This is a genomic window from Streptomyces sp. NPDC020597 (genome assembly GCF_044335095.1).
In the GTDB taxonomy this organism is placed as follows: Bacteria; Actinomycetota; Actinomycetes; order Streptomycetales; family Streptomycetaceae; genus Streptomyces.
The window spans coordinates 437936-462089 of sequence record NZ_JBIRUL010000001.1 but is presented as its reverse complement, the minus strand read 5'-3'; the positions used below and the strand labels follow the sequence as shown (position 1 = coordinate 462089).

Here is a 24154-nt window from a genome sequence, read left to right as displayed (position 1 = left end):
CCGACGGGCGCGGGGTGCAGGGCGCGGGCCAGCGGGCGGGGGGCGACAGGCGCGGACCGGTGGACGCGGCGCGGGCCGCGGGCCGACGGGCGCGGGGTGCAGGGCGCGGGCCAGCGGGCGGGGGGCGACAGGCGCGGACCGGTGGACGCGGCGCGGGCCGCGGGCCGACGGGCGCGGGGTGCAGGGCGCGGGCCAGCGGGCGGGGCGCGGGCCGACAGGCGCGGGGTGCGGGCCGGTGGGCGCGGGGTGCGGGGCGCGGGCCAGCGGGCGGGGCGCGGGCCGACAGGCGCGGGGTGCGGGCCGACAGGCGCGGGGTGCGGGCCGACAGGCGCGGGGTGCAGGGCGCGTGCCAGCGGGCGGGGGCGCCGGAGCGGGCGCGGGGTGCAGGGCGCGGGCCGGTGGGCGGGGCGTGGATGCGTGCCTGGGCGGAGTTCTTGGGGCGAGAGCCTGGTCGGCGGGTGGGGCGCTGTTACGCGGGGTTCGGGCGGTGCTCGTCGGGGCCCGCGGGCGGGCCGGCCACCAGTTCGACCTCGAAGCCGGCGGAGTTCTCCAGGTAGGCCGCGTAGTGGTCCGGGCCGCCCGCGTGCGGATACCGCTCGGCGAACAGGGGCGTCCAGCCGTGCGCGGGCGCCTGCGCCACGAGCGCGTCGAGAGCCGTCGGGCTCCCGGCGTGGAACGCGAGATGGTTGAGGCCGGGCCGCAGCCGGTCGTGGCCGCCGTCGCCGTCCCTCATCGCGGGGGACTGCTCGACGACGAGATACGTCGGACCGAGCCGCCAGCTGCGGCCCCGGTCCCAGTCCTGGTAGAGCTCGTAGCCGAGACCGCCCAGCAGCCAGCCCCACTCCTTCGACGCCCGTGGCAGGTCCGGGACCCACAGCTCGACGTGGTGCAGCATCGTGTCGTCCTTGGCCTTGGCGGTTCGCGTCCGGCCGGCGCGGCCGGACGTGGGGTCGGGGAACGGGGCGGGGAACGGGTGCCGACGACAGCGGCCTCCGGCAGCACTGGCTGCCGGAGGCCGCTGTCGGGTGTGAGCGCCCGGCTCGGCGTCAGGCCGCGTGGACGACGTCCTTCTCCTCGGCGAAGTGACAGGCCGACTCATGGGCGGCCGGCGAGTCGGAGCCCTTGAACCGCTCCGGGATCGCGAGCAGCGGAGCCTCCTGCGCGCACTTGTCCTCGGCCTTCCAGCAACGGGTGCGGAAGCGGCAGCCGGAGGGCGGGTTGGCCGGGGAGGGGACGTCACCGGCCAGGATGATCCGCTCGCGGTGCTCGCGGGCCGCCGGGTCCGGGACCGGCACGGCCGACAGCAGCGCCTGGGTGTAGGGATGCGTCGGGTGATCGTAGATCTGCTCGTCGGAGCCGATCTCGGCGATCTTGCCGAGGTACATCACGCCGACCCGGTCGGAGATGTGCCGGACGATCGACAGGTCGTGCGCGATGAAGAGGTAGGAGAGGTTGAACTCCTCCTGCAGCCGCTCCATCAGGTTGATGACCTGCGCCTGGACCGACACGTCCAGGGCCGAGACCGGCTCGTCGCAGATGATGATCTCCGGGTTGAGCGCGAGGCCGCGCGCGATGCCGATGCGCTGGCGCTGACCGCCGGAGAACTGGTGCGGGTACCGGTTGATGTACTCCGGGTTGAGCCCGACGACGTCCAGCAGCTCCTGGACCTTGCGCCGGCGGTCGCCCTTCGGAGCCACCTCGGGGTGGATGTCGTACGGCTCACCGATGATGTCGCCCACGGTCATCCGCGGGTTCAGCGAGGTGTACGGGTCCTGGAACACCATCTGGATGTTGCGTCGGACGGCCTTCAGGGCGCGCCCGGACAGCTTGGTGATGTCCTGGCCCTTGTAGAAGACCTCGCCGGCGGTGGCCTGCTCCAGGTTCATCAGGAGCTTGGCGACGGTCGACTTGCCGCAGCCCGACTCGCCGACGATGCCCAGGGTCTCGCCCTGGTGCAGGTCGAACGAGACGCCGTCGACGGCCTTGACCGCGCCGACCTGACGCTTGAACAGGATGCCCTGGGTCAGCGGGAAGTGCTTGACCAGGTTGCGCACCTGGAGGATGGGCTCACCGCGCTCGACGGGGGCGTCGATCGCGGCGACGGCCTCCGTCTCCGACTGCACGTCGACGGTCTCCACTTCGGAGACGTTCGGTGTGGCGTCCTGGCGCTCGTCGTTCTTGCTGAGCTCAGCCATGGATCGTCTCCTTCCAGAAGTGGCATGCCGAACCTCGGCCGACCAGCTCGGCGCCGTCCGGCTCGGTCACCGGAAGCAGCGCCGGGACCTCCGTACGGCAGATGTCCTGTGCCTTGGGGCAGCGCGGGTTGAAGGCGCAACCGGCGGGAATGTTCAGCAGGTTGGGCGGCAGACCCTTGATCGCGTACAGCTCCTGGCCCTTCTGGTCCAGGCGCGGGATCGAGTCCAGCAGACCGCGGGTGTACGGGTGCGCGGGCCGCTTGTACAGCTCGTGCACCGGCGCGGTCTCGACGATGCGGCCGGCGTACATGACCGCGATCTTGTCGGCCACGTCCGCGACCACGCCGAGGTCGTGGGTGATGAGGATCAGACCCATCTGGTACTCGCGCTGCAACTCCGCGAGCAGGTCCATGACCTGGGCCTGGACCGTCACGTCGAGCGCGGTGGTCGGCTCGTCGGCGATGATCAGGTCCGGTTCCATCGCCAGCGCCATGGCGATCATGATGCGCTGGCGCATGCCGCCGGAGAACTGGTGCGGGTAGTCGCCGACGCGCTGACGCGCGGCGGGTATGCGCACCCGGTCCATCAGCTCGATGGCCTTGGCCTTGGCGTCCTTGCGGGACATGCCCTGGTGGGCGCGGAACATCTCGCCCAGCTGGAAGCCCACGGACAGCACGGGGTTGAGGGACGACAGCGCGTCCTGGAAGATCATCGCCATCTTGGCGCCGCGCAGCTTGCGCCGCTCGCTCTCCGGCAGGCTCAGGATGTCCTGGCCCTGGAAGAAGATCTCGCCCTTGCTGATCCGCCCGGGAGGGCTGTCCAGGATGCCCATGATGGCCTGCGCCGTGACGGACTTGCCGGAGCCCGACTCGCCAAGGACGGCGAGCGTCTCGCCCGCGTTGACGCTGTAGTTGACGCCGTTGACCGCCTTGGTCACGGAGTCACGGATCTTGAACTCCACGTGCAGGTCGCGGACTTCGAGAAGGGGCGCGGACCCGTCCGGCCCGGCGTTCGAGGGAGCCTGCTCCAGGCTGGTCATGCCATCACCTTCGTCTTGCTTGCTCAAGGGGGTTCGACTCATGGCTGCGGATCACCGGAGCTTCGGGTCGAGCGCGTCGCGAAGGCCGTTGCCCAGCAGGATGAAGCCCAGCGCGGTGATGACGATCGCGATGCTGGGGTAGGTCCACATGTAGTCCTTGACTCCCATGAACCCGCGGCCGGCGGCGATCATGTTGCCCCACTCCGCGACCTCGGGGTCGACACCGACGCCCAGGTAGGACAGCGACGCCTCTGCCACGATCGCGATGCCGACGTTGCTGGTGCCGTACACCAGGACGGAGGTCAGCGAGTTGGGCAGGATGTGCTTGCGGATGATCCGGCCCTGGCTCGCGCCGAGCGCCTTCGCCGCGTGCACGTAGTCCATCTCGCGCACCGACAGGATCTGGCTGCGCAGCAGCCGGGCGAAGGTCGCCCAGGAGAAGATGCCCAGCGACAGGACCACCGGCATCACGCCACGGCCCATGAGCAGGATGATGACGATGGCGCCGATCAGCAGCGGGAAGGCGAAGAAGATGTCCGCCACGCGCATGATCACGGTGTCCAGCCAGCGGCCGTAGTAGCCGGCCAGCGCGCCGAAGAGGATGCCGAGGGTCATCGCGACGACGATCGAGGCGAGACCGACGATCATGGCGATGCGGCTGCCGTAGATGAGGCGGGAGAGCTGGTCGCGGCCGAGCGAGTCGGTGCCGAGCCAGTGCCCCGCGCCCGGGGACTGCAGGGTCGCGTTCAGGTCCTGCTCGAGGGGGTCGTGCGGCGCGAGCAGGGGCGCGAATATCGCGGCGAGGATCAGGACGACGATGATGGCCAGGCCGAGCACCGCGAGCTTGTTCTGCACGAAGCGGTGCCGGATGTCGGACCACTGGCTGACCCTGACGACGCTGGGTTCGGCGTCCTTGGAGGCCGAGACGGGGTCGGCCGTCTTCGGCTCGCCCGCGCCTGTGGCGAGTTCGGTCATGGTGTGACTCCTAGATGGGGGCGGCCCTACGGGTCAGGCCAGTCGGATACGCGGGTCCAGAGCGGCGTACAGCAGGTCGACGACCAGGTTCAGCACGACGAAGACCGCCACGCTGATGGTCACCACGCCCACGATGACGGGGTTGTTGTTCTGCTGGATCGCCTGGATCAGCGCGAGACCGATGCCGTTCCAGTTGAAGATCGTCTCGGTGATGATCGCTCCGCCGAGGAGACCACCGAAGGAGATGCCCAGATAGGTGATCACGGGGATGACCGAGTTGCGCAGGATGTGCCGTGTGAGCACCGTGCGCCGCGGAAGTCCCTTGGCCACGGCCGTCTTGACGTAGTCCGCGCCCAGGACTTCGAGCATCGTGCTGCGGGCCAGCTGGGCGACGAGTGCCGCGTCGATGATCGCCAGCGTCACGGCCGGCAGGACGAGCGAGTTGACGCTGTCGTCGGCGATCAGCGGGAACCAGCCCAGCTCGATGACGAAGACGCGCTGCATGATCATGCCGAGCACGATGGAGGGGACGCCGATCGCGAGTGTCGTGATGAACGTCGCCGACACGTCCCAGATCGAGTACCTGCGCATCGCCGCCAGCACACCGACGGAGATGCCGATGATGATGTCGATCACGATCGCGGCGACGGCCAGCTTGGCCGTGTTGGCCAGCTTCGGACCGAGGATCTCGGAGACCGGCCGGCTCTGCGTGTAGTCCTCGCCGAGGTCTCCCTGGACGAGTTTGCCCACGTAGTTGCCGTACTGCACGATCAGCGGGTCGTCGAGTCCGTACTGCTTGTGCAGCTGCGCGATCACCGCGGGGTCGCGTGCCTTGTCGCTGCCCGCGATCTGCCCGACCGGGTCACCCGGGAGCACGAACAGGCAGGCGAACAGGATCATCGTCGCTCCGAGCACGACGACGACCAACTGGCCCAGCCTGCGGACCACATACCTTCCCATGACTTGCCTCTCTGCCTCGCTGCCGCTTCGTGGCAGCTCCCTCCCCCCAGGTTGGTGGGGCGGTAGGGGTAAGGGGCGGGAGAGTGGATCACACCGCTCCCGACGGTCGTCGAGGGCCGTGGCATCCGAGAGTGCGTCTCGGATACCACGGCCCCCGTCTCCGGACGCCGCGTCGCGCGGCGCCCGGTTACTTCAGGCTGATCTCGGCGAGGTTCGGGTCCTCGTGGAAGTCCATCTTGATGTCGGCGAACTTCTTGGTGTTGGCGAGACGCAGCTGGGTGCGGTTCCACAGCGGGATCAGGGCCATGTCGTCCATGGCGAGCTTCTCCGCCTGCTTGTACAGGTCGTTGCGGCCGGCCTCGCTCTCGGTGGCGCGGGCCTTGGCGAGCAGCGCGTCGAACGCCGGGTTGCTGTAACGGCCGCGGTTGTCACCGGTGACCTTGCCCGACGCGTCCTTGTTGATGGAGGCGGTGTCGAGCAGCGGGTACAGGAAGTTGTCCGGCGTCGGGTAGTCCGCGCCCCACGCGAAGCGGTACATGCCCGTGGCGCCCGGCTTCTGCTGGTCGGCGAGCAGCTCGGCGAACGGCTTGCCGGTCGCCTTCACCTTCAGGCCGAGGACCTTCTCCACCTGCTGCTTGACTGCCTGGATCCACTCCTCGTGGCCCGCGCCCGTGTTGTAGCCGAGCTCGAGGGTGGTGCCGGGGGTGAGACCGGCCTCCTTCGCGAGCTGCTTGGCCTTCGCCGGGTCCGACTTGATGCAGGACTGGCAGAGGTCCTTCTGGTACACGCTGGTGAAGGCGGGCGGCAGGATCGTCGTCGACTTGGTCTGCATGCCCTGGAAGACGCCCTTGATGATGGCGTCCCGGTCGATCGCGTACGAGATGGCCTCGCGGGCCTTCTTGTCCTTGAGCGGACCGTTGTCGGTGATCGGGAGGAGGTAGTTCATCCCGTTCGTGTTCTCGTCGATCCACTCACCCTGCGCGTCGTACTTGGCCTTGGCGGCCGGCAGCTGCGGGGTGGGCATACGGGCCCAGTCGAAGGTGCCCGCCTCGAAGCCCTGGTACTCCAGCGTGACGCCGTTGTTGGAGTTGAGGATGCTGATCTTGACCTCGTCGAGCTTGGCCTTGGTCAGGCCGTAGCCGTCGTTGCGGACGAGGGTGATCGACGTGTTGTGCTGCCAGGTGCCCTGCATCTTGAAGGGACCGTTGCCGATCGGCGCGTCGTTGTACGTCTTGTTCTTCGCGTCGCCCGCGACCTTGGGCACCGGGCTGAAGACCGTGTGCGTGGTCTTGACGTAGAACTCGAAGTCCGGGGCGGAGAGCTTCACCTGGAGGGTGTTGGCGTCCGGGGCGCTCAGGCCGGACATGGTGGTCGCCTTGCCCGCCTGGACGTCCGCGAAGCCCGCAATGCCGGCCAGGTGGTAGGCGACGTCGGAGGCCGCCGTCTTCTGCGCGACACGGTTCCAGCCGCGGATGAACGACTCGGCGTCCACCGCTTCGCCGTTGGTGAACTTGGTGCCCGGCTTGATCTTGAAGGTCCAGGTCTTGCCGTCCGCGCTGACCTCCTTGGAGGTGGCGAGGGCCGGAATGACCTTGCCGTCGGCGGTCGGCTCGTACAGCCCCGTGAAGAGGTTGTCCGTGACCAGGATGCCCTCGGACTCCTGGGCGTTGTACGGGTCGATGGCGACCGGCTCCGTGATGCCCAGCCGGAAGGTGCCGCCGGCCTTGCCCGCGCCCTTGCCGGAGCCGTTGCTGCTGTCGTCGTCACTGCCACCACAGGCAGTCGCGGCGAGAGCAATGACGATCGCCCCCGCCACCCACTTGGCGCTGTTGGCACCACGCATGGGGTTCCTCCTCGTGAGTCCTGGTTTTCACCGCAAAAGGGAGCACACAGCACTCAACCGGTCGACAAGGACGGAGAAGGTGGAGTACCCCCGCAGGCTCGTGAGTCGCCGCCCCCTGCAGCGCATGACCCGTCAACCCCGAGCTCTACGCGCCTAACTATCTGGCATGGAATCTGACCGAACCACACCCACGAGGTCTCGGTTCGATCACACCTGGCGTGTACTTCTTCCAAAATCCGGACAAACAGTTAGCAGAAAGATCCCTGCGAAACGGACTTGTTACACATCTATCGGGGATCACTGTCCGCATTCCGGACACCACAGAAGGAAAATCACTTGCGCCCGAACCCCCGGGCGTACAGCCGGCTCGGCGGGCCCTTCGCGAGGCACCCGGCGGCTCACGGAGGGGCGCCGAAATGGCGCAGACTCTCCGTTCACACAGCAGGTTAGTAGGGAAAGTCGCTCGAAGCGGACTCCGGGCCCAGAACGAAGGGTTTTCCCTACGTGTTCCTTAACACCGGCCACACCCCCTCCTGATGGGCCCGACGGCCTTCCGTTCGCCGTGGCCCCCTCCCACCGCCCCGCCCCGGCCGCCCGGACCCGACCGGCGCGGCCGCCGCTTCCGGGCACGCTTACCATGCGGGGTCATGGCGATGTTCGTGCACCTGACCTCGGCGTCGAACGCGCCGCGCATCCGGCGCTCCGGCGTCCGCGCGGCAGGCCGCGGACCGGGAGGCGCACGCGGGGTGCACTGCTTCCCGGTGCTGCCGTCGCACACCCTCACCCATCAATGGCTGCGCGAACTGGCCCGGTTCGGCAGCCGGGGCGGGCTGGTCGCCGTCCATGTGCGGCTGGACGACGCCGAGCCGGTGCTCACGGGCCACTACCGGGACGCCGCCCGGGGCGCGCAGGCCGCGGTGACGGCCGCCGAGGCGGTACGGCGGATCGCGGCGCTCGAAGACCCGCGGGGGCACGAGGTGTTCGTGCCGCGGGCCATCGCTGCGCGCGAGGTGCACCGGATCCGCAGGGCCCCGCAGACGGTCGGCTGGCGCCATCTGCCCGACGCGCACGGCACCGCACCCTGCACCTGTGCCGGATGCCGGGTGCGCGGCGGCTACGGGGCACGGCGGCTGCGCGAGCGGCTGCCGCATCCCCTGGACGGTCCGCCCCCGCCGCCGCGGGTACTGCTCGCCCGGCTGGCGGCGGCCGGCGAGCCCGGCGACGCGGCGGTGCTGCGCGAGGCGCTGTACTGGTTCGGCATGCGCAGACGCGGCCCGCTCGCCGAACTGGCCCCGCTCCAGGCGCATCCCGACCCGTCCGTGCGGGAGGAGCTGGTGTGGGCCGTGGCCGGCTGGAGCACTCCCGGGGTGGCCGGGCTGCTGGACCGCCTGGCCGAGGACCCGGACCCGGACGTCCGGGAGGCCGTGCACGCCGTCCGCGAGCCCTGACGGCGGCCGTCACGGCCGTGAGGCCGTACGGCTCTGCCCCGCGGGGCCGCGTCGGCCCGGGCACCCCCTGGCGGGGGCGTCCGGGCCGAGGAACGGACGGCGACTGCGACTGTGCCGGCGTCCGCGGTGAACTGCCCGCGGATCAGCCGTGCTTGGCGCGGCTGGCGGTGCGGGCGCGGTCACGCTGGTCGAGCACGACCTTGCGGATGCGAACCGCCTCCGGGGTCACCTCGACGCACTCGTCGTCGCGGCAGAACTCCAGGGACTGCTCGAGCGACAGCTTGCGCGGCGGCACGATCGCCTCGAACGAGTCGGCCGAGGACGACCGCATGTTCGTGAGCTTCTTCTCCTTGGTGATGTTCACGTCCATGTCGTCGGAGCGCGAGTTCTCGCCGACGATCATGCCCTCGTACACCTCGGTGCCGGGGTCGGTGAACAGCACGCCGCGCTCCTGGAGGTTCGTCATCGCGAAGGCGGTGACGGCTCCCGCACGGTCGGCGACCAGCGAGCCGTTGTTACGGGTCGTCAGCGTACCGAACCACGGCTCGTGGCCCTCGTGGATGGAGTGCGCGATGCCCGTGCCGCGCGTACCGGTCAGGAACTCGGTACGGAAGCCGATGAGACCGCGGGAGGGGACGACGAACTCCATACGGACCCAGCCCGAGCCGTGGTTGGACATGTTGTCCATCCGGCCCTTGCGGACGCCCATGAGCTGCGTGACGGCGCCCATGTGCTCCTCGGGCACGTCGATCGTCATGCGCTCGACGGGCTCGTAGACCTTGCCGTCGACGTCCTTGGTGACGACCTGCGGCTTGCCGATGGTCAGCTCGAAGCCCTCACGGCGCATCTGCTCGACCAGGATGGCCAGCGCCAGCTCACCGCGGCCCTGCACCTCCCAGGCGTCCGGGCGCTCGGTGTCCAGGACACGGAGGCTGACGTTACCGACCAGCTCGCGGTCGAGACGGTCCTTGACCTGACGGGCGGTGACCTTGCGGTCCTTGACCGCGGCCTTGTTGTCGGCGCCCTTGCCGGTGCCGCCACGACCGACCAGCGGCGAGGTGTTGGTGCCGATCGTCATCGAGATGGCCGGCTCGTCGACCGTGATGAGCGGCAGCGCGACCGGGTTCTCGGGGTCGGCCAGGGTCTCGCCGATCATGATGTCCGCGATGCCCGCGACGGCGCAGATGTCACCGGGGCCCGCCACCTCGGCGGGCTTGCGGGTGAGCGCCTCGGTCATCAGCAGCTCGGTGATGCGCACGTTGGACATCGAGCCGTCACGCTTGATCCACGTGACGGTCTGGCCCTTGCGCAGCTCGCCCTGCTCGACGCGGAGCAGCGCGATACGGCCGAGGAAGTTGTCGGCGTCCAGGTTGGTGACGTGCGCCTGGAGCGGGGCCTCCTCGTCGTACTCGGGGGCCGGGACGTGCGACAGGATCGTGGAGAAGAAGGGCTCCAGGTTGTCGCTGTCCTTCGGGACCGTGCCGTCCTCCGGCTTGGTCAGCGAGGCGACGCCGTCCCGCGCGCAGGCGTAGACGATCGGGAACTCGATCTGGTCCTCGTCGGCGTCGAGGTCGAGGAAGAGGTCGTAGGCCTCGTTGACGACCTCGTCGATGCGCGAGTCGGGGCGGTCCGTCTTGTTGATGCACAGGATGACGGGCAGGCGGGCCTGCAGCGCCTTGCGCAGCACGAAGCGGGTCTGGGGCAGCGGACCCTCGGAGGCGTCCACCAGCAGCACGACGGCGTCCACCATCGACAGGCCGCGCTCGACCTCACCGCCGAAGTCGGCGTGGCCGGGGGTGTCGATGATGTTGATGGTGACGACGTCCCCCCCGTCCTTGGGGTGGTACTTCACCGCCGTGTTCTTGGCGAGGATCGTGATGCCCTTCTCACGCTCCAGGTCGTTCGAGTCCATCATGCGGTCGTCGAGCGACTCGGCGGCGTGCGCGGCGAAGGCGCCCGCCTGCTTGAGCATGGCGTCGACCAGAGTCGTCTTGCCGTGGTCGACGTGGGCGACGATGGCTACGTTGCGAATGTCGTGGCGCGTGGCCATAAAGCGGCGTTCTCCCGGAGTGTGAGGGCGACCCTGCTGCGTACGTCTGTGTTACGCGGGCCCTGCCGGGCTTGACACGCCACGGCCTCACCCCATGGTACGTGGCCCCGCGGGGGAAGGCCCCCGCAGGGCCGCCGGGGTCACCGGCCGCTCACCTCCCGATCACTTGCGGGAGGCGCTCGCGGAGGGGCTTCCGGCCTGGCCGGAGGGGGTCTTCACGCTCTTCTGGAGGAAGCCCATGTCCTCGTAGACGGGGGTCTGGAATCCGAAGGCGCCCACGTTCACCACGTTCTTGCGCACCGCCGTGAGCTGGGGACGCTGATAGAGAGGAATCGATCCGGCAGCAGCCCAGATCCGTGAGTCCGCCTTGCGGAGCAGGGACCGGCTCCGGCCCTCGTCGAGAGTGGCGAGCGCCTGGTCGAACAGCTGGTCGACCTGGTCGGTGCCGACCCGCGTGTAGTTCTGCTCGACGCTCAGCGAGCCGTCGGCGGCCGGCTGCGGTTTGGCGTAGATCGGCCGGGCGTCGGTGGCGGGGAAGGCGGACGCCGGCCAGGAGTAGAGGGCGAGGTCGTACTGGCCGGACGCGATGTGGTCCTTGAAGTAGCTCTCGTCCGAGACCTTGGTGATCTCCGTGCGGATGCCGACCTTCGCCAGCATCTTCGTGATCCGCGTGGCGACCGTCTCCAGGGACTCCGATCCGGGCCCGGACGGCAGCACGAACCGCAGGCTGAGCGCCTTGCCGTCCTTGGCCAGCGCCTTGCCCGCGGCGCCGGCCGGGGCGGCGGAGCCCTTCGGGGCGGCGGTGCCCGTCGGCTCTGCGGAGTCCTTCGGGGCGGCGGTGCCCTTCGGGGCGTAGGCGCCGGGGAGGCCGCCCGGGCGCGCCTGCCGGTACTGCGCGCCGTCCTGGGCGAGCCGGTGACCGCCGTCCGCGCCCTTGGCGCTGTTCCTCGCGTTCTCGCTGCCCGCCGCGCGGGTCGTCGCCCGGCGGCCGGTCGCGGCGGGCGCCTTGTCGTCCTCGCCGACGACGTAGGCGCTGTCGTCGTCCTCGGAGGCGCCGGCGGCCTTCTTCCCTGCGGCACCTGCCTTCTTCCCCGTGGCGCCGGCCGCCTTCTCGCCCTGCTCCTCGACCGGGCCGCCGAGCACCCAGCCCGCGTCCGCGAGCAGGGCCCGCGCCTCCGCGGCGTCCTGGTCGCCGAGCGCTCCGCTGTTGTCGGCGTAGACGTCCTGTCCTGCGAGGGCGAGGTGACTGCCGACGGGCTCCGCGGGCAGCCCGAGCGGCTTCAGGACGAGCTTGGCCAGTTCCCGGCGGTCCAGGGCCCGGGCCACGGCCCGCCGCACCCGCTCGTCCGCGAGCGGCCCGGTCTCGCCGTTCAGGGCGAGCTGGGTGAAGGCGGGCTCCAGCGATCTGCGCACCTCCACGTCACGCAGCGCCTTCTGCTGCCGCACGAACGTCGCGACCGCCTTGCGCAGGTCGGCGAGGGCCTTCGTGTCGTCCTCGGCCGAGTCCGCGCTCTTGCCCTTGCCCTTGTTCTTGCCCTCGTCCTCGTCCTCGGTCTCGCCTTGGCTCTCGTCCTCGGCCTTGCTCTTGGTCTTCTCCTTGGCCTTGTCCTTGGCCTTGTCCTTGGTCTTGTCCTTGTCCTTGGTCTTGTCCTCGCCCTTTTCCGTGGCCTTGGCCTCGTCCTCCGCCTCCGCCGTGTCCTCGGTCAGGCCGTGGGCGCGGGCCCACGCCCGCAGTGCCTGCTCTGCGGCCGGCCCGGAGGCGGTGTCGGCCGGCGGTCCGGCCGCGCCGCCCGCCGCACCGTCGACGCGCTGGGCGGTGGCCGGGTCCACCTCTGCCACGTCGATCTTCCCGGCGGCCAGCGCGGAGGCGCGTTCGTCGCGTTCGACGGCGGTCAGCGTGATCCCGGAGAGCTTGGCCGGTCTGCCCCACCAGCGCGGGTTGCGGGCGAGGCGGACCTCGTGGCTCTTGGTGTCGACCTTCTGGACCAGGAAGGGTCCGGCGGTCACCTTCAGCTTGCGCCGCGCCCCGTCGTTGAAGGCGTCGGGCGTGCCCATGACGTCCTTCGGGTACAGCGGGGAGAAGAGCGAGCGCCAGTCGGCGTACGGACGGCTGAAGGTGACCTTGACCTCCAGGTCGTCGGCCCCGCGCTCGATCTTCTCGATGCGCTCGTAGCCGGCGTTGCGGGCGGTCCAGTAGGCGCTGTCCTTCCCGGACAGCGCGCGCCACTGGGCGGCGAAGTCGGCCGCGCCGATCTCCCGGCCGTCGCTCCACACGGCCTGCTGGCTGAGCTTGTACAGGACGACCTGCTTGGGCTCGGTGTCGACGACCTTCGCGGACTCCAGATAGTCCGCGTCGCGCTGCGGCCGGCCCTGCGCGTCGATCCGGAACATCGACGGCAGCACGGCCTGGGCGACCCGGGTGGTGGCGGCGTCGGCGTCCGCCTGGAAGGCGTTGAGGGTCTCGGGCACCGCGTCCACGGCCCAGCGCAGCGTCCCGCCGTCGGCGACCTGGGCGCGGGCGGTCCGGGCGATGTCCTGGCGGGCCAGCGGGCGGCCCGCCTCGTCGGTGGACCCGCAGCCGGTCAGCAGGGGCGCCGCGAGCACGCCCGCGGACAGGAAGGCGACCGAGCGCATGACCGAGCGCAGTCCGACGCTGTCGTAGGACTTCGACATCTCTGGTACCTCCGGGGAGCCGCTGGCAGTGCGTTCTGATCACATTTGGCGGTATTTTTGAGTTGATCAGATCTACGGCCCACTGAAGAGGAAAGGGTTCGCCTGCCGGGAGCGACACGGCGGCGGGGCCCCGCAACCCCACTCGTGCGGAGCAACGCAACCCCTCCGCACTCCCTCCGCACCCCTCCGTATCCGCCAATCACTGCACACGCCTTCACATCCACCGTTGTGACGCGCAACACTCGCAGGCGCATGAAACGTTGCCGTCCCGGGCCCTGCCCACGGAAGCGAGGTCATGTCATGTCCGTGCACGACGACCTGACAACCGTCCAGCGTTGCCTCGACGACCTCTCCCGGTCCGTCGGCCGCCTGGAACAGCAGATCGGCAGCGGCGGCCTGGAGATGCGCCGCGTCCGCGTCGATGCGGACCACCTGCGGGAGAGCGTCGCGCTGCTGCGCGAGGCCGCCGCGCATCCCGGCGCCCCGCGCAAGCCCGAACTGCTCACCATCCCCGACACCCCGTACGACGACTCCCTGTGGATCGACACGGACGACGAGGGACTCGGCGCCCGGGACCGGCACGCCCCCTGACCCGAGCCTCCCGACCGAGCCTCCCGACCCGACCGGAGTCCTGCGTTGGCCACTGGTACGGAACCCGCCCCCACCGACCCCCGTCCCCCGAGCGGCGTACGCGGCGCGGGCCGCGCCGCGATCGCCGCGCCCCATCTGCGGACCGACCGCTGGTGGCTGGCCCCCGCCGCCACCGCCGCCGGTCTGCTGGCGTTCGTCGTCTACTCGACCTGGCGGGCCTTCGCGAACGCCGACTACTACGCGGCCCCCTACGTCTCGCCGTTCTACTCCCCCTGCCTGGCGGAGAACTGCGACACCATGCGGCACGGCCCCAACGCGGAGCTGTTCGGCGCCTGGTGGGGGATCTCCCCCGCGATCATCATCCTGATCTTCCCACTCGGCTTCCGGCTGACCTGCTACTACTACCGCAAGGCCTACTACCGGGGCTTCTGGGCCTCGCCCCCGGCCTGCGCGGTGGCCGAGCCGCACCGGAAGTACACCGGCGAGACCCGCTTCCCGCTGATCCTGCAGAACATCCACCGGTACTTCTTCTACGCCGCGATCGTCGTCGCCGGGATCCTCACCTACGACACGGTGCTCGCCTTCCGCGACGAGCACTACGCCTGGGGGCACATGGGGCTCGGCACCCTCGTCTTCCTGCTGAACATCGGGCTGATCTGGGCGTACACGATCTCCTGCCACTCCTGTCGGCACATCGTCGGCGGCAAGCTGAAGCACTTCTCCCGGCACCCCGTGCGCTACCGGGCGTGGCAGTTCGTGGGCAGGCTCAACGCCCGTCACATGCAGCTGGCCTGGGCGTCGCTGGTGAGCGTGGCGCTCGCCGACTTCTACGTGTATCTCGTCGCGTCCGGTGTCTTCGACGATCCGAGGTTTTTCTAGATGCTGCCGAACCTGATGAGTGGGGCCTGCTGATGTCCGTGGTCGACCGCCAGGAGTGGGACGTCGTCGTGGTGGGCGCGGGAGGCGCCGGGCTGCGGGCCGCCATCGAGGCCCGTGAACGCGGCGCCCGTACCGCCGTCATCTGCAAGTCGCTGTTCGGCAAGGCGCACACCGTCATGGCCGAGGGCGGCATCGCGGCGGCGATGGCCAACGCCAACGAGCACGACAACTGGCAGGTCCACTTCCGCGACACCCTGCGCGGCGGCAAGTTCCTCAACCAGTGGCGGATGGCCGAGCTGCACGCCCGGGAGGCCCCGGACCGGGTCTGGGAGCTGGAGACCTGGGGCGCCCTCTTCGACCGCACGAAGGACGGCCGGATCTCCCAGCGCAACTTCGGCGGCCACGAGTACCCGCGCCTCGCCCACGTCGGCGACCGGACGGGCCTGGAGCTGATCCGCACCCTCCAGCAGAAGATCGTCTCGCTGCAGCAGGAGGACCACAGAGAGACCGGCGACCACGAGTCACGGCTGAAGGTCTTCCAGGAGTGCACGGTCACCCGGATCCTCAAGGACGGGTCGCGGGTGAGCGGCGTCTTCGCCTACGAGCGCGAGACCGGCCGCTTCTTCGTCCTTCAGGCGCCCGCCGTGGTCATCGCGACCGGCGGCATCGGCAAGTCCTTCAAGGTGACGTCGAACTCGTGGGAGTACACCGGCGACGGCCACGCACTGGCCCTGCTCGCCGGGGCGCCCCTGCTCAACATGGAGTTCGTGCAGTTCCACCCGACGGGCATGGTCTGGCCGCCGTCGGTGAAGGGCATCCTCGTCACCGAGTCGGTGCGCGGCGACGGCGGGGTGCTGCGCAACTCCGAGGGCAAGCGGTTCATGTTCGACTACGTCCCCGACGTCTTCAAGGAGAAGTACGCCGAGTCCGAGGAGGAGGGCGACCGCTGGTACGAGGACCCGGACCACAACCGGCGTCCGCCGGAGCTGCTCCCCCGTGACGAGGTGGCCCGCGCCATCAACTCCGAGGTGAAGGCGGGCCGCGGCTCCCCCCACGGCGGGGTCTTCCTGGACGTGTCGACGCGGATGCCCGCCGAGGTCATCAAGCGCCGGCTGCCCTCGATGTACCACCAGTTCAAGGAACTCGCGGACGTCGACATCACCGCCGAGGCCATGGAGGTCGGGCCGACCTGCCACTACGTGATGGGCGGCATCGCGGTCGACTCCGACACGGCCGCCGCACGGGGGGTGCCGGGACTGTACGCGTCCGGCGAGGTGGCCGGCGGCATGCACGGCTCCAACCGGCTCGGCGGCAACTCCCTCTCCGACCTGCTGGTGTTCGGCCGGCGGGCGGGCCTGCACGCCGCCGAGTACGCGGCGGCGACGGCGTACGAACGCCCTGCGGTGGACGACGCGCAGGTGGACGCGGCGGCCGCCGAGGCGCTGCGCCCCTTCTCCGCCGAGACGGCCGACGCGGGGCCCGCGAGCGGCCCCGCGGAGAACCCGTACACCCTCCACCAGGAACTCCAGCAGACCATGAACGACCTGGTGGGCATCATCCGCCGGCAGGCCGAGATGGAGGAGGCCCTGAACCGGCTGTCGCAGCTGCGGGTCCGGGCCCGGCGGGCCGGCGTCGAGGGCCATCGCCAGTTCAACCCGGGCTGGCACCTGGCGCTCGACCTGCGGAACATGCTGCTGGTCAGCGAGTGCGTGGCACGGGCGGCCCTGGAGCGCACCGAGTCGCGCGGCGGCCACACCCGCGAGGACTGTCCGGCGATGGAGCGGACGTGGCGCAACGTCAACCTGATCTGCCGGCTCGCCGAGCCCGCCGAGGACGCGGCGTCCGACGACCCGCAGCGCGGCCGGATCCAGCTCGTCCGCGAGACCACCGAACCGGTCCGCCCCGACCTGCTCGCCCTCTTCGAGAAGGAGGAGCTGGTCAAGTACCTCACCGAAGAGGAGCTGTGCGATTGACTTCCTCCACCGCCTGGGGGCGGGGGAGTCCAGCGGTCGCCCGCTGGGGTTCCTGCTTCACCGACGACCGCCCCGTCCGGGAGGACTCCCGTTGAGGTCTTACACCGTCTCCACAGGCAGACGCCGCCAGCCCGGCGGCCAGGATGTTGCGCGCCGCGTTCACGTCGCGGTCGTGCACGGCGCCGCAGACACGGCGCTGCTCGCCGTACCACGCGCGAGTGCGTTCCTCCAGCGCCTTGTTGTAGACGGGCCGGGCGCAGCCGAACGTGCGCGGTCCGCCTTGGCGGCGAAACGGCTCCCCATGCCCTGCTCCGCAGGACCCTCGTTCCTCCCCCGCACGCGGGAGGTACCCCCACCCCTGCCTGAAGGCAGGGGTGTCCACGAAGGAGAGACCCGATGAGCGGCTACGAGGCACGGTTCCGGGTCTGGCGCGGCGACACGGAGGGCGGCGGTCTGGAGGACTTCGCGGTCGAGGTCAACGACGGCGAGGTGGTGCTGGACATCATCCACCGGCTCCAGTCCACCCAGGCGCCCGACCTCGCCGTGCGCTGGAACTGCAAGGCGGGCAAGTGCGGTTCCTGCTCGGCGGAGATCAACGGGCGGCCCCGGCTGATGTGCATGACGCGCATGTCGGTGTTCACCCCGGACGAGACGATCACCGTGACCCCGCTGCGGGCCTTCCCGGTGATCCGCGACCTGGTCACGGACGTCGGGTTCAACTACCGGAAGGCGAGGGAGATCCCGGCGTTCGTGCCGCCCGAAGGGGTCGGGCCGGGCGAGTACCGGATGTTCCAGGAGGACGTGGACCGTTCGCAGGAGTTCCGCAAGTGCATCGAGTGCTTCCTGTGCCAGGACACCTGCCAATGTCGTGCGCGACCACGAGGAGAACAAGGCGGCGTTCGCCGGCCCCCGCTTCCTCATGCGGATCGCCGAGCTGGACATGCACCCGCTGGACGGGGCCGAGGCGAGCGGCCTGGACCGCAAGCGCACGGCCCAGGACGAGCACGGCCTCGGCTACTGCAACATCAACCAAGTGCTGCACGGAGGTCTGCCCCGAAGGCATCAAGATCACGGACAACGCGCTGATCCCGCTGAAGGAACGCGCGGTCGACCGCAAGTACGACCCGCTGGTGTGGCTGGGCTCGAAGATCAGGAAACGGTCGTCGTAGGCGGGGGCAGCCGGGGGACGCGGCCGGGGCGCCGGGCACGGAGCTGGACCAGCAGCCCCGCCATGAACACGACCCACCCGGTCCACGCGACGTAGACCGACGCGCCGTGCGGCGGACCCTTCAGCGGGCCGACGAAAGCCCACACCGTCGCTCCGGCCGCGGTGACCAGCGATCCGTACCCCCACAGCCGCGGCCTGAGAATCCTGGACCTGCCCCACGGCGGGACCCAGCCGGTCGTGACTCCGGCCGCACCGCCCACGGCCAGAACCATGACGGCGAGTGCGGTCGCCCCCACCAGAATCGCGTGCATGGCGCTCATGCTCCCAAGATCTCCGCCGCCCGCAAGAGTCTTGACCCGACCCCTGCCGACCCGTGGCCGGGTCTTGGGACACGTCGCCCCCCGGGTCCGCCCCTACCGGACCCAGCCGTCCTGGTACGACGTCCAGTCGGTCTCCGACGCCGCGAAGTCCACGTACGCCGCCACGCCGAAGTTCTCGCGGTCGGCGTCTGTGCGGGACAGGCCCAGCCGGACGCCCCGGACGGCGGCGGCGACCGTCTCCGCGTGCGCCCAGTGGCCGAAGCGGTTCTCCCGGTAGAAGGGCAGGCCCATCAGCAGGTCGGTGGAGGGCGGAGTGACCTCCAGGGCGAGGGACGTCTGCTGGGCGACGTAACCGCCGTAGGTGCTCTGCAGCGGCTGCATGGTGTCGTACGACATCACGGCGATCTGGTCGACGCGTCGGGCGACCTGGCCGAAGAACCTCTGCGACCACCACTTGGGGTGCCCGGTGGTCGTGCCCCAGAAGGAGTGGAATCCGGGCACCGGGTCGATCTGGTGGGCGGCGACGGAGAGCTGGGCGTGGTGCGCCCGGGTGACGGCGCGCAGGGAGTCGAGCAGGGTGAGGTAGTCGGCGTCGTCGGAGTGGAGGGGTTCGAGGTCGAAGTGGGCGCCCTCGAAACCGGCCGCGAGGATCTCACGGGTCGACCGCACGACGGCGGCACGGGTCTCCGGCCGCTCCAGCCGCATGCCGTCCGGGGTCTCCGTGGCGAGCACGTCGCCGAGCCAGGCCTGGACGCGCAGCTTCGGCGCCTCCCGGTGCACCGCGGCTATGAACCACCGCGCGTTCGCGTAGGCGGACTTCGGCAGCGTGCCGTCGTGCTCCAGGGGCCCCGCGTGCACATAGAGGTCCCGCATGCCGGTGTCGGCGAGGCGGCGGGTCAGGGTCTGGACGTCGGCCTCGGTCTTGCGGCCGTCCACCCATGCGTGGCCCAGCCAGATGGCGTCCTTGCCTCGGGTGTACGTGCCGTCGCCCGGATCGCCCAGGTAGTTCACGCGCAGTGCGGCCTCGGCGACGAGGATCGGCGCCAGGAGCAGCAGGACGAGGACGAGGGCGGCGCGGCGGACCGTGCGCAGCCGGCGTCGGCCCGGCCCGCGGCCGTCGGCGCCGCCCTCCGCGTCGGACGCGGGCGGCTCGGGCGGGGCGTCAGCAGGCTCGGGCTGGGCGTCACCGGGCTCGGCGGCGGTCGCGGGGGGCGCGGGGGGCGCGGGTGCGAGAGCCTGATCGGCGGTCTCCGCGGCGGGGGACGCGGGTTCGACGGCAGCAGCGTCCGTTTCCGTGTCCGTATCTGTTTCTGTGTCCTTGTCGGCGGTGGGGGCAGGACCGGGCCGTTGCCTGGGCGTCGGTTCGGCCCGCAGGGCCCTGTCCTCCGTCGGCTCAGGGCTCGGCTCCGACTCCGGCTCCGTCTTCAGCGGCTCTTGCGGTTGCGGCTCCGTGCGTTCCGGCGATCGGTCCATCCCGGTCGTCCCTCCCGTGTCGTTGCGCCCCACCGCACCCGCCCCGGGTGCATCCCGCTCGCGTGACCGGATACACGGCCATACGCTCCCAAATGTGACCTCTTCCCTGCCTCGAGGCCGGCCGCGGCGTCCCGGGCCGCACATATCCGTGCGGGTGGCGCACGCCCTGCTGGGCTGTGCGATCGGGCTCGTGTGGCTGGTGTTGCCAGGGATGACGTCCGGCGACGACGCTCCGGTTGCGATCAAGGAGCCGGCGTCCGCACCGAGCTCCGTCGCGGCCGCCGTGGAGGAAGAGGACGAGACGTCCGCCGCCGACCTGGTGCTGCCGCTCGTGGCCGTCGCCGCGGTCGGCGCGCTCGCCGGATACGGGTATGTGCGCCGGGTCCGGCGGGCCCGCAGCCGGACCACCCCCGGCGGATCGGCCGCCGGTCCCCCGCCGCCGCGATCGGCGCAGGCCCTCGCGGCCCTCGACGAGCGGGCCTGCGCCGCGCTGGTCGAGGCCGACGACCGCATCCGCGCGACCCGCACCGAACTCGACTACGCCGAAGCCCTGTTCGGCGGGGGGTCCGTGGCGCCCCTCCGCCGGGCCGTCCAGGAGGCCGGTGCCGAACTCGCCGCGGCGTTCCGGATGCGCCGGCGGTACGACGAGGGCACGCCGGCCGAGGAAGCGGCACGGGCGCACGCGCTCGCGGGGATCGTCGGACGGTGCGAGGAGACGACACGGCGGCTGGACTCGGTGGCCGCCGCCCTGGAGCGGCTGCGGGGCCCCGGCCGCGGGACGGACGCGGCGCTGCTCCTCGCCGAGGGCCGGTTCCGGGAGCTGACCGGGCTCGTGGCGGCCTCGGAGACCGTCCTCGCGGGCCTGCGGACACGGTACGCGCCCACCGCCACCGCCTCCGTCATCGGGAACGTCGAACAGGCCAAGGACCGGCTGCTGTTCGCCACCGTACGGCTGAACGAGGCCCGTCAGGCCTCCGATTCGGGACAATCCGGGACGGCGGCGGCGCATCTGCGGGCCGCCGAGGCCGCGGTCGCCCAGGCCGCGGTCCTGCTCGGCGGGGTCGACCGGCTCGCCGCGCTGCTGAAGGCGGCCGAGCAGACGGTGCCGGCCGCCCTGACCGGTGCGGAGGCGGAGCTGTCCGCGGCCCGGGCGGATCCGGCGGCGGCCACGGCCCCCGGCGCGTCGCAGGCGCAGCTGCGGCACGCGGACGCCGTGCTCGCCTCCGTGCGGATGGAGCTGACGGCGGGCCGGCCCGGGGACCCGGCCGACATGCTGCGCCGGATCGTGCGGGCCACGGAGCCGTTCGCCCCCGTACGGGGCGGGGTGCTGCCGGCCGCCGCCCTGATCACCGCCCGCGCCGCCACGGGCATGGCGGCGGACTTCGTCGAGACGCATCGCGGCGCGGTGGGCGCCGCCGCGCGCACCCGGCTGGCCGAGGCGGAACGTCTCCTCGCCGCGGACGATCCCGCCGACCGCCGGGCCGCCGACGACCTCGCCCTGGAGTCCTGGGAGCTGGCCGGGCAGGACGTGCGCACGCACGGCAATCCCGGCCCCGCACCGGAGGAGGCGACCGGTGAGACCGGCGCCGCCGGCGCCGTGCTGGGCGGCATCGTCCCACCCGGACCCGCCGCCGACGCCACGCACTCGGGCCCCGCCGCCCCACCGCCCGACGGCACCGACCCCCCGCCCGACCCCGCCGCCCCGCCCGGCGGCGCATGACCACACGGGCGGCGACGAAGCCCGCCGGAACGCAGGCGACGCGGACCACGCCGGCCACGCACGGGTGGGCGCGGGCCGCACGGGCGCGACGGTGCGACCGGCGGCCGTCCTGCCCGCTCCCCTCGTGTCCGAGCGGGAGTCAGAACAGGCTCAGCAGTGCCTCCGCCGGGTCCGTCAGACCCGTCTCGCCGTCCGGCAGCGGCAGTTCGAACCACACCGTCTTCCCGCGCGGCGTCCGGCGGGATCCCCAGGCCGCCGCCAGCAGACCGACGAGCTGGAGGCCACGGCCCCCCTCGTCGGTGTCCCGGGCGCGGCGCCTGCGCGGCTGGACCAGGCCGGCGTCCCAGACCTCGCACACCAGGGTGCGGTCCAGCAGCAGCCGTAGCCTGATCTCTCCCTCGCCGTACCGCAGCGCGTTGGTGACGAGTTCGCTGACCAGCAGCTCCGTCGTGTCGACGAGGGGTTCGAGGCCCCAGGCCAGCAGTCGGCCGCGGGCGTACTCGCGGGCCCGGCCCACACTGCGCGGCTCGCGGGGCAGGGTCCAGTCGCCGACCGAGTCGGCGGGCAGGCCCTGCACCCGGGCCATGAGCAGCGCGATGTCGTCCTCGCCGTGGTGCGAGTCGAGGGTGCTCAGGACGTGGTCGCAGACGTCCTCGAGGGGAGCGGAGGGATCGGTGAGAGCTCCCACGAACGCGTTGAGGCCCTCGTCCAGCGGATGGTCGCGGGATTCGACCAGGCCGTCCGTGTAGAGCGCCAGCAGCGCGCCCTCGGGCAGTTCGACCTCGACCTCCTCGAAGGGCTCGCCGCCCACGCCGAGCGGCATGCCGGGCGGCACGTCGAGCATCAGCGCCGGCTCACCGGGCTCGACGAGGACCGGAGGCAGATGGCCCGCGTTGGCGAACGTGCAACGGCGGGTCACCGAGTCGTAGACCGCGTAGACGCAGGTCGCGAGGTACACCTCCGACAGGTCGGCCTCGCGGGGGCGGCGGGCGGCCCGGGTCGCCTGCTGGACGCCTCCGGGGGTGCCGAGACCGCGCGCGATCTCGTCCAGCGCGGAGAGCACCTCCGCCGGTTCGAGGTCCAGCAGGGCCAGCGTGCGGACGGCCGTGCGCAGTTCGCCCATCGCGACCGCCGCCCGCAGGCCGCGGCCCATCACGTCCCCCACCACCAACGCGGTGCGGTGACCGGGCAGTTCGATGACGTCGAACCAGTCGCCGCCGACCTCGCTGGGACGGCCGGTGGAGACGTTGCCGGGCAGGTAGCGGCAGGCGATGTCCAGGCCGGACGCCACCGGGTCGCCGGGCGGGAGCAGCGACCGCTGCAGTATCAGCGCCCGTTCGTGCTCGCGCCGGTACAGCCGGGCGTTGTCGATGCAGACCGCCGCCCGCGCCGCGAGCTCCACCGCCAGATCGCGGTCCCGGTCCCCGAACGGCTCGCTGCCCTTGGTCCGCGAGAACTGCGCCAGGCCGACGACGGTGTCGTGGGCGACCATCGGGACGGCGAGCGTGCCCTGCACGAGGCCGCCCTCGTCGCCGGGGATGGTCCGTGGACGGGCGGTGCGCAGGGCGTCGGCGCAGGGCGAGTTGAACGGGAAGTGGTGGACCGCGCCGACCGCGACGGGCGCGCCCGCCCCGGGGAAGGGCGCGTCGGAGACGGCGGACGAGAAGGCGACCCTGCGCAGTTCCGCGCTGCCGTCGGCGAGGCCGGGCGGGGTCTCGTCGCCGGCCAGGAGTCCTTGGTAGAGGTCGACGGTAGCGAGGTCGCAGAAGCCGGGCACGACGACGTCGAGCAGTTCGCGCGCGGTCGTCTCCAGCTCGAGGGAGTTCCCGATGCGGGCTCCCGCGTCGTTCAGCAGGGCGAGATTGCGCCGCGCGGCGGCGGCCTCGCGGGCGGCGGCGCGACGGGCGGTGATGTCGGTGCCCAGCCAGGCGACGCCGATCGGGCGGCCGCTGCCGCTGTGCACGCGGTAGAGGTTGATCGACCAGTGCCGGCGCTCGTCGGAGCCCGGCACGAAGCCGGTGACGTGCATGTCCGTGATGGAGTCGCCGGTCTGCAGCACCCGGCGCAGGGTCGCGCTGACCCGGTCGGCCTCGGACCGGGGCAGATAGTCGTGCACGCCCTTGCCGCGGTGGTCGTCGGGGGTGCCGCCGAAGACGGAGGCGAAGCGCTCGTTGGCGCGGCGGACCCGCAGGTCGGGGTCGATCAGCAGGAAGCCGAAGGGGGATTGGCCGAAAATGGCCTGCGAGGCGGCGAGGTCCGTCTCGATGCTGCGGAGCGTGCGGACGTCGACGACGATGCACACGGCGGCCTTCTCGCCGTCCAGGCTGCGCGTCGGCATGACGTACACCTCGGCCAGGCCCTGCTCGCCGCGCCCTCCGCCGCGCACCGGGTCCGGCATCCGGAACGGGACCACACCGGTCCACTCGCGCCCGTCCAGGATCTCGGCCATCTTGCGCTGGCCGCGCTCGCGCAGGTCCGGGTCGATGAACGCGTCGATGGGGTCCATGCCCACGGCCCGGTCGGCGGGAATGCCGAAGATCTGCTCGGCGCGCAGGCTCCACTGGTCGACGAGACCGTCGGGGCCGATGGAGAACGAGGCGACCTTGATGTAGTCGTAGATCGAGCCGGGCGGGCTGCTCTGCCATATGGCGTCGCCGGGCGCCTCGCCGTCCGGGAGATCGCCGGGCACGGCGGCCTCGGCCCTCGCGCCGCCCGACGGGTCCTCGAACTCCGTGGACTTCGCTGGTATCTCGCTCACGCGAACCGTCCCCTCCAGCTCACCGCGCCCGGCACCGGTCACCGGCGGCGGCTGCCCGCAGTATCCAGCACTACGGGGCCGCACGACAC

The 24154-nt window shown here is 71.5% G+C and carries 16 protein-coding genes and 3 pseudogenes; 6 read left to right on the top strand and 13 right to left on the bottom strand.

The features are described 5' to 3' along the window. Positions 1-469: 469 nt before the first annotated feature. From ACH4ZA_RS02185 to ACH4ZA_RS02160, 6 genes are all read right to left on the bottom strand, one after another. Positions 470-895 (bottom strand): VOC family protein, encoded by a 426-nt coding sequence (locus ACH4ZA_RS02185; RefSeq protein ID WP_319280495.1) that lies wholly within the window; start codon positions 893-895, stop codon positions 470-472. A 151-nt stretch (positions 896-1046) separates the two neighbouring features. Continuing rightward, positions 1047-2195: a dipeptide ABC transporter ATP-binding protein gene (locus tag ACH4ZA_RS02180; RefSeq protein WP_319280497.1), complete on the bottom strand. Its 1149-nt coding sequence runs from the start codon at positions 2193-2195 to the stop codon at positions 1047-1049. Then, entirely contained in the window at positions 2188-3234 is a 1047-nt protein-coding gene (locus tag ACH4ZA_RS02175; RefSeq protein WP_319280498.1) for an ABC transporter ATP-binding protein, read from the bottom strand. Before ACH4ZA_RS02175 ends, ACH4ZA_RS02180 begins: the two co-directional genes overlap by 8 nt. A 51-nt stretch (positions 3235-3285) precedes the next feature. Beyond that, entirely contained in the window at positions 3286-4209 is a 924-nt protein-coding gene (locus tag ACH4ZA_RS02170; RefSeq protein WP_319280499.1) for an ABC transporter permease, read from the bottom strand. Positions 4210-4242: 33 nt separating this feature from the next. Further along, positions 4243-5169 carry an ABC transporter permease gene (locus ACH4ZA_RS02165; RefSeq protein ID WP_319280500.1) on the bottom strand — a complete coding sequence of 309 codons (927 nt, stop codon included), beginning with the start codon at positions 5167-5169 and terminating at the stop codon, positions 4243-4245. A gap of 187 nt (positions 5170-5356) precedes the next feature. Next, positions 5357-7012 carry an ABC transporter substrate-binding protein gene (locus tag ACH4ZA_RS02160; protein WP_319280503.1) on the bottom strand — a complete coding sequence of 552 codons (1656 nt, stop codon included), beginning with the start codon at positions 7010-7012 and terminating at the stop codon, positions 5357-5359. A 647-nt stretch (positions 7013-7659) separates the two neighbouring features. Here ACH4ZA_RS02160 and ACH4ZA_RS02155 point away from each other — a divergent pair. Further along, complete coding sequence (locus ACH4ZA_RS02155; protein ID WP_398427624.1) at positions 7660-8460, top strand: HEAT repeat domain-containing protein; 801 nt, start codon at positions 7660-7662, stop codon at positions 8458-8460. A gap of 142 nt (positions 8461-8602) precedes the next feature. On the opposite strand, the gene typA is transcribed toward ACH4ZA_RS02155, so the two are convergent. Both typA and ACH4ZA_RS02145 read right to left on the bottom strand, forming a co-directional pair. Further along, positions 8603-10510: a translational GTPase TypA gene (typA, locus tag ACH4ZA_RS02150; RefSeq protein WP_319280507.1), complete on the bottom strand. Its 1908-nt coding sequence runs from the start codon at positions 10508-10510 to the stop codon at positions 8603-8605. Between the two features lie 162 nt (positions 10511-10672). Next, the gene (locus tag ACH4ZA_RS02145) at positions 10673-13183 is read right to left on the bottom strand and encodes an ABC transporter family substrate-binding protein (protein WP_398427623.1); all 2511 of its coding nucleotides are present in this window, start codon (positions 13181-13183) and stop codon (positions 10673-10675) included. Between the two features lie 300 nt (positions 13184-13483). Between ACH4ZA_RS02145 and ACH4ZA_RS02140 the strand changes: the two genes are divergently transcribed. From ACH4ZA_RS02140 to ACH4ZA_RS02130, 3 genes are read left to right on the top strand one after another with little or no spacing between them, the layout of a single operon-like run. Beyond that, positions 13484-13774: a hypothetical protein gene (locus tag ACH4ZA_RS02140; protein ID WP_319280511.1), complete on the top strand. Its 291-nt coding sequence runs from the start codon at positions 13484-13486 to the stop codon at positions 13772-13774. A 45-nt stretch (positions 13775-13819) separates the two neighbouring features. After that, positions 13820-14653, top strand: a complete 834-nt coding sequence (locus ACH4ZA_RS02135; RefSeq protein ID WP_398427621.1) for a hypothetical protein — start codon at positions 13820-13822, stop codon at positions 14651-14653. A 32-nt stretch (positions 14654-14685) separates the two neighbouring features. Next, entirely contained in the window at positions 14686-16626 is a 1941-nt protein-coding gene (locus ACH4ZA_RS02130; RefSeq protein WP_398427620.1) for a fumarate reductase/succinate dehydrogenase flavoprotein subunit, read from the top strand. Here ACH4ZA_RS02130 and ACH4ZA_RS02125 read toward each other — a convergent pair. Beyond that, positions 16601-16813: pseudogene (locus ACH4ZA_RS02125) on the bottom strand (RNA-guided endonuclease TnpB family protein); the annotation flags it as partial. The gene ACH4ZA_RS02130 and the pseudogene ACH4ZA_RS02125 overlap by 26 nt on opposite strands. Before the next feature lie 21 nt (positions 16814-16834). Next, positions 16835-17008: pseudogene (locus ACH4ZA_RS02120) on the bottom strand (helix-turn-helix domain-containing protein); the annotation flags it as partial. Positions 17009-17022: 14 nt separating this feature from the next. Between ACH4ZA_RS02120 and ACH4ZA_RS02115 the strand changes: the two are divergent. Continuing rightward, positions 17023-17795 (top strand): annotated as a pseudogene (locus ACH4ZA_RS02115) (succinate dehydrogenase/fumarate reductase iron-sulfur subunit). On the opposite strand, the gene ACH4ZA_RS02110 reads toward ACH4ZA_RS02115, so the two are convergent. Together ACH4ZA_RS02110 and ACH4ZA_RS02105 are read right to left on the bottom strand one after the other, a co-directional pair. Continuing rightward, positions 17776-18114, bottom strand: a complete 339-nt coding sequence (locus ACH4ZA_RS02110; protein ID WP_398427619.1) for a hypothetical protein — start codon at positions 18112-18114, stop codon at positions 17776-17778. The pseudogene ACH4ZA_RS02115 and the gene ACH4ZA_RS02110 sit on opposite strands and share 20 nt — an antisense overlap. A 93-nt stretch (positions 18115-18207) precedes the next feature. After that, positions 18208-19587, bottom strand: a complete 1380-nt coding sequence (locus tag ACH4ZA_RS02105; protein ID WP_398427617.1) for a hypothetical protein — start codon at positions 19585-19587, stop codon at positions 18208-18210. Positions 19588-19681: 94 nt separating this feature from the next. Here ACH4ZA_RS02105 and ACH4ZA_RS02100 point away from each other — a divergent pair, with 94 nt between their 5' ends. Further along, entirely contained in the window at positions 19682-21307 is a 1626-nt protein-coding gene (locus ACH4ZA_RS02100; RefSeq protein ID WP_398427616.1) for a hypothetical protein, read from the top strand. A 139-nt stretch (positions 21308-21446) separates the two neighbouring features. Here ACH4ZA_RS02100 and ACH4ZA_RS02095 read toward each other — a convergent pair whose 3' ends face one another. After that, complete coding sequence (locus ACH4ZA_RS02095) at positions 21447-24065, bottom strand: SpoIIE family protein phosphatase (RefSeq protein WP_319280526.1); 2619 nt, start codon at positions 24063-24065, stop codon at positions 21447-21449. Positions 24066-24154: the final 89 nt, after the last annotated feature.

Bases quoted from the DNA above. Each gene is read 5' to 3' on its own strand.
- ACH4ZA_RS02185 (WP_319280495.1), bottom strand. From the start codon at position 895: ATGCTGCACCACGTCGAGCTGTGGGTCCCGGACCTGCCACGGGCGTCG.
- ACH4ZA_RS02180 (WP_319280497.1), bottom strand. From the start codon at position 2,195: ATGGCTGAGCTCAGCAAGAACGACGAGCGCCAGGACGCCACACCGAAC.
- ACH4ZA_RS02175 (WP_319280498.1), bottom strand. From the start codon at position 3,234: ATGACCAGCCTGGAGCAGGCTCCCTCGAACGCCGGGCCGGACGGGTCC.
- ACH4ZA_RS02170 (WP_319280499.1), bottom strand. From the start codon at position 4,209: ATGACCGAACTCGCCACAGGCGCGGGCGAGCCGAAGACGGCCGACCCC.
- ACH4ZA_RS02165 (WP_319280500.1), bottom strand. From the start codon at position 5,169: ATGGGAAGGTATGTGGTCCGCAGGCTGGGCCAGTTGGTCGTCGTCGTG.
- ACH4ZA_RS02160 (WP_319280503.1), bottom strand. From the start codon at position 7,012: ATGCGTGGTGCCAACAGCGCCAAGTGGGTGGCGGGGGCGATCGTCATT.
- ACH4ZA_RS02155 (WP_398427624.1), top strand. From the start codon at position 7,660: ATGGCGATGTTCGTGCACCTGACCTCGGCGTCGAACGCGCCGCGCATC.
- typA (WP_319280507.1), bottom strand. From the start codon at position 10,510: ATGGCCACGCGCCACGACATTCGCAACGTAGCCATCGTCGCCCACGTC.
- ACH4ZA_RS02145 (WP_398427623.1), bottom strand. From the start codon at position 13,183: ATGTCGAAGTCCTACGACAGCGTCGGACTGCGCTCGGTCATGCGCTCG.
- ACH4ZA_RS02140 (WP_319280511.1), top strand. From the start codon at position 13,484: ATGTCCGTGCACGACGACCTGACAACCGTCCAGCGTTGCCTCGACGAC.
- ACH4ZA_RS02130 (WP_398427620.1), top strand. From the start codon at position 14,686: ATGTCCGTGGTCGACCGCCAGGAGTGGGACGTCGTCGTGGTGGGCGCG.
- ACH4ZA_RS02110 (WP_398427619.1), bottom strand. From the start codon at position 18,114: ATGAGCGCCATGCACGCGATTCTGGTGGGGGCGACCGCACTCGCCGTC.
- ACH4ZA_RS02105 (WP_398427617.1), bottom strand. From the start codon at position 19,587: ATGGACCGATCGCCGGAACGCACGGAGCCGCAACCGCAAGAGCCGCTG.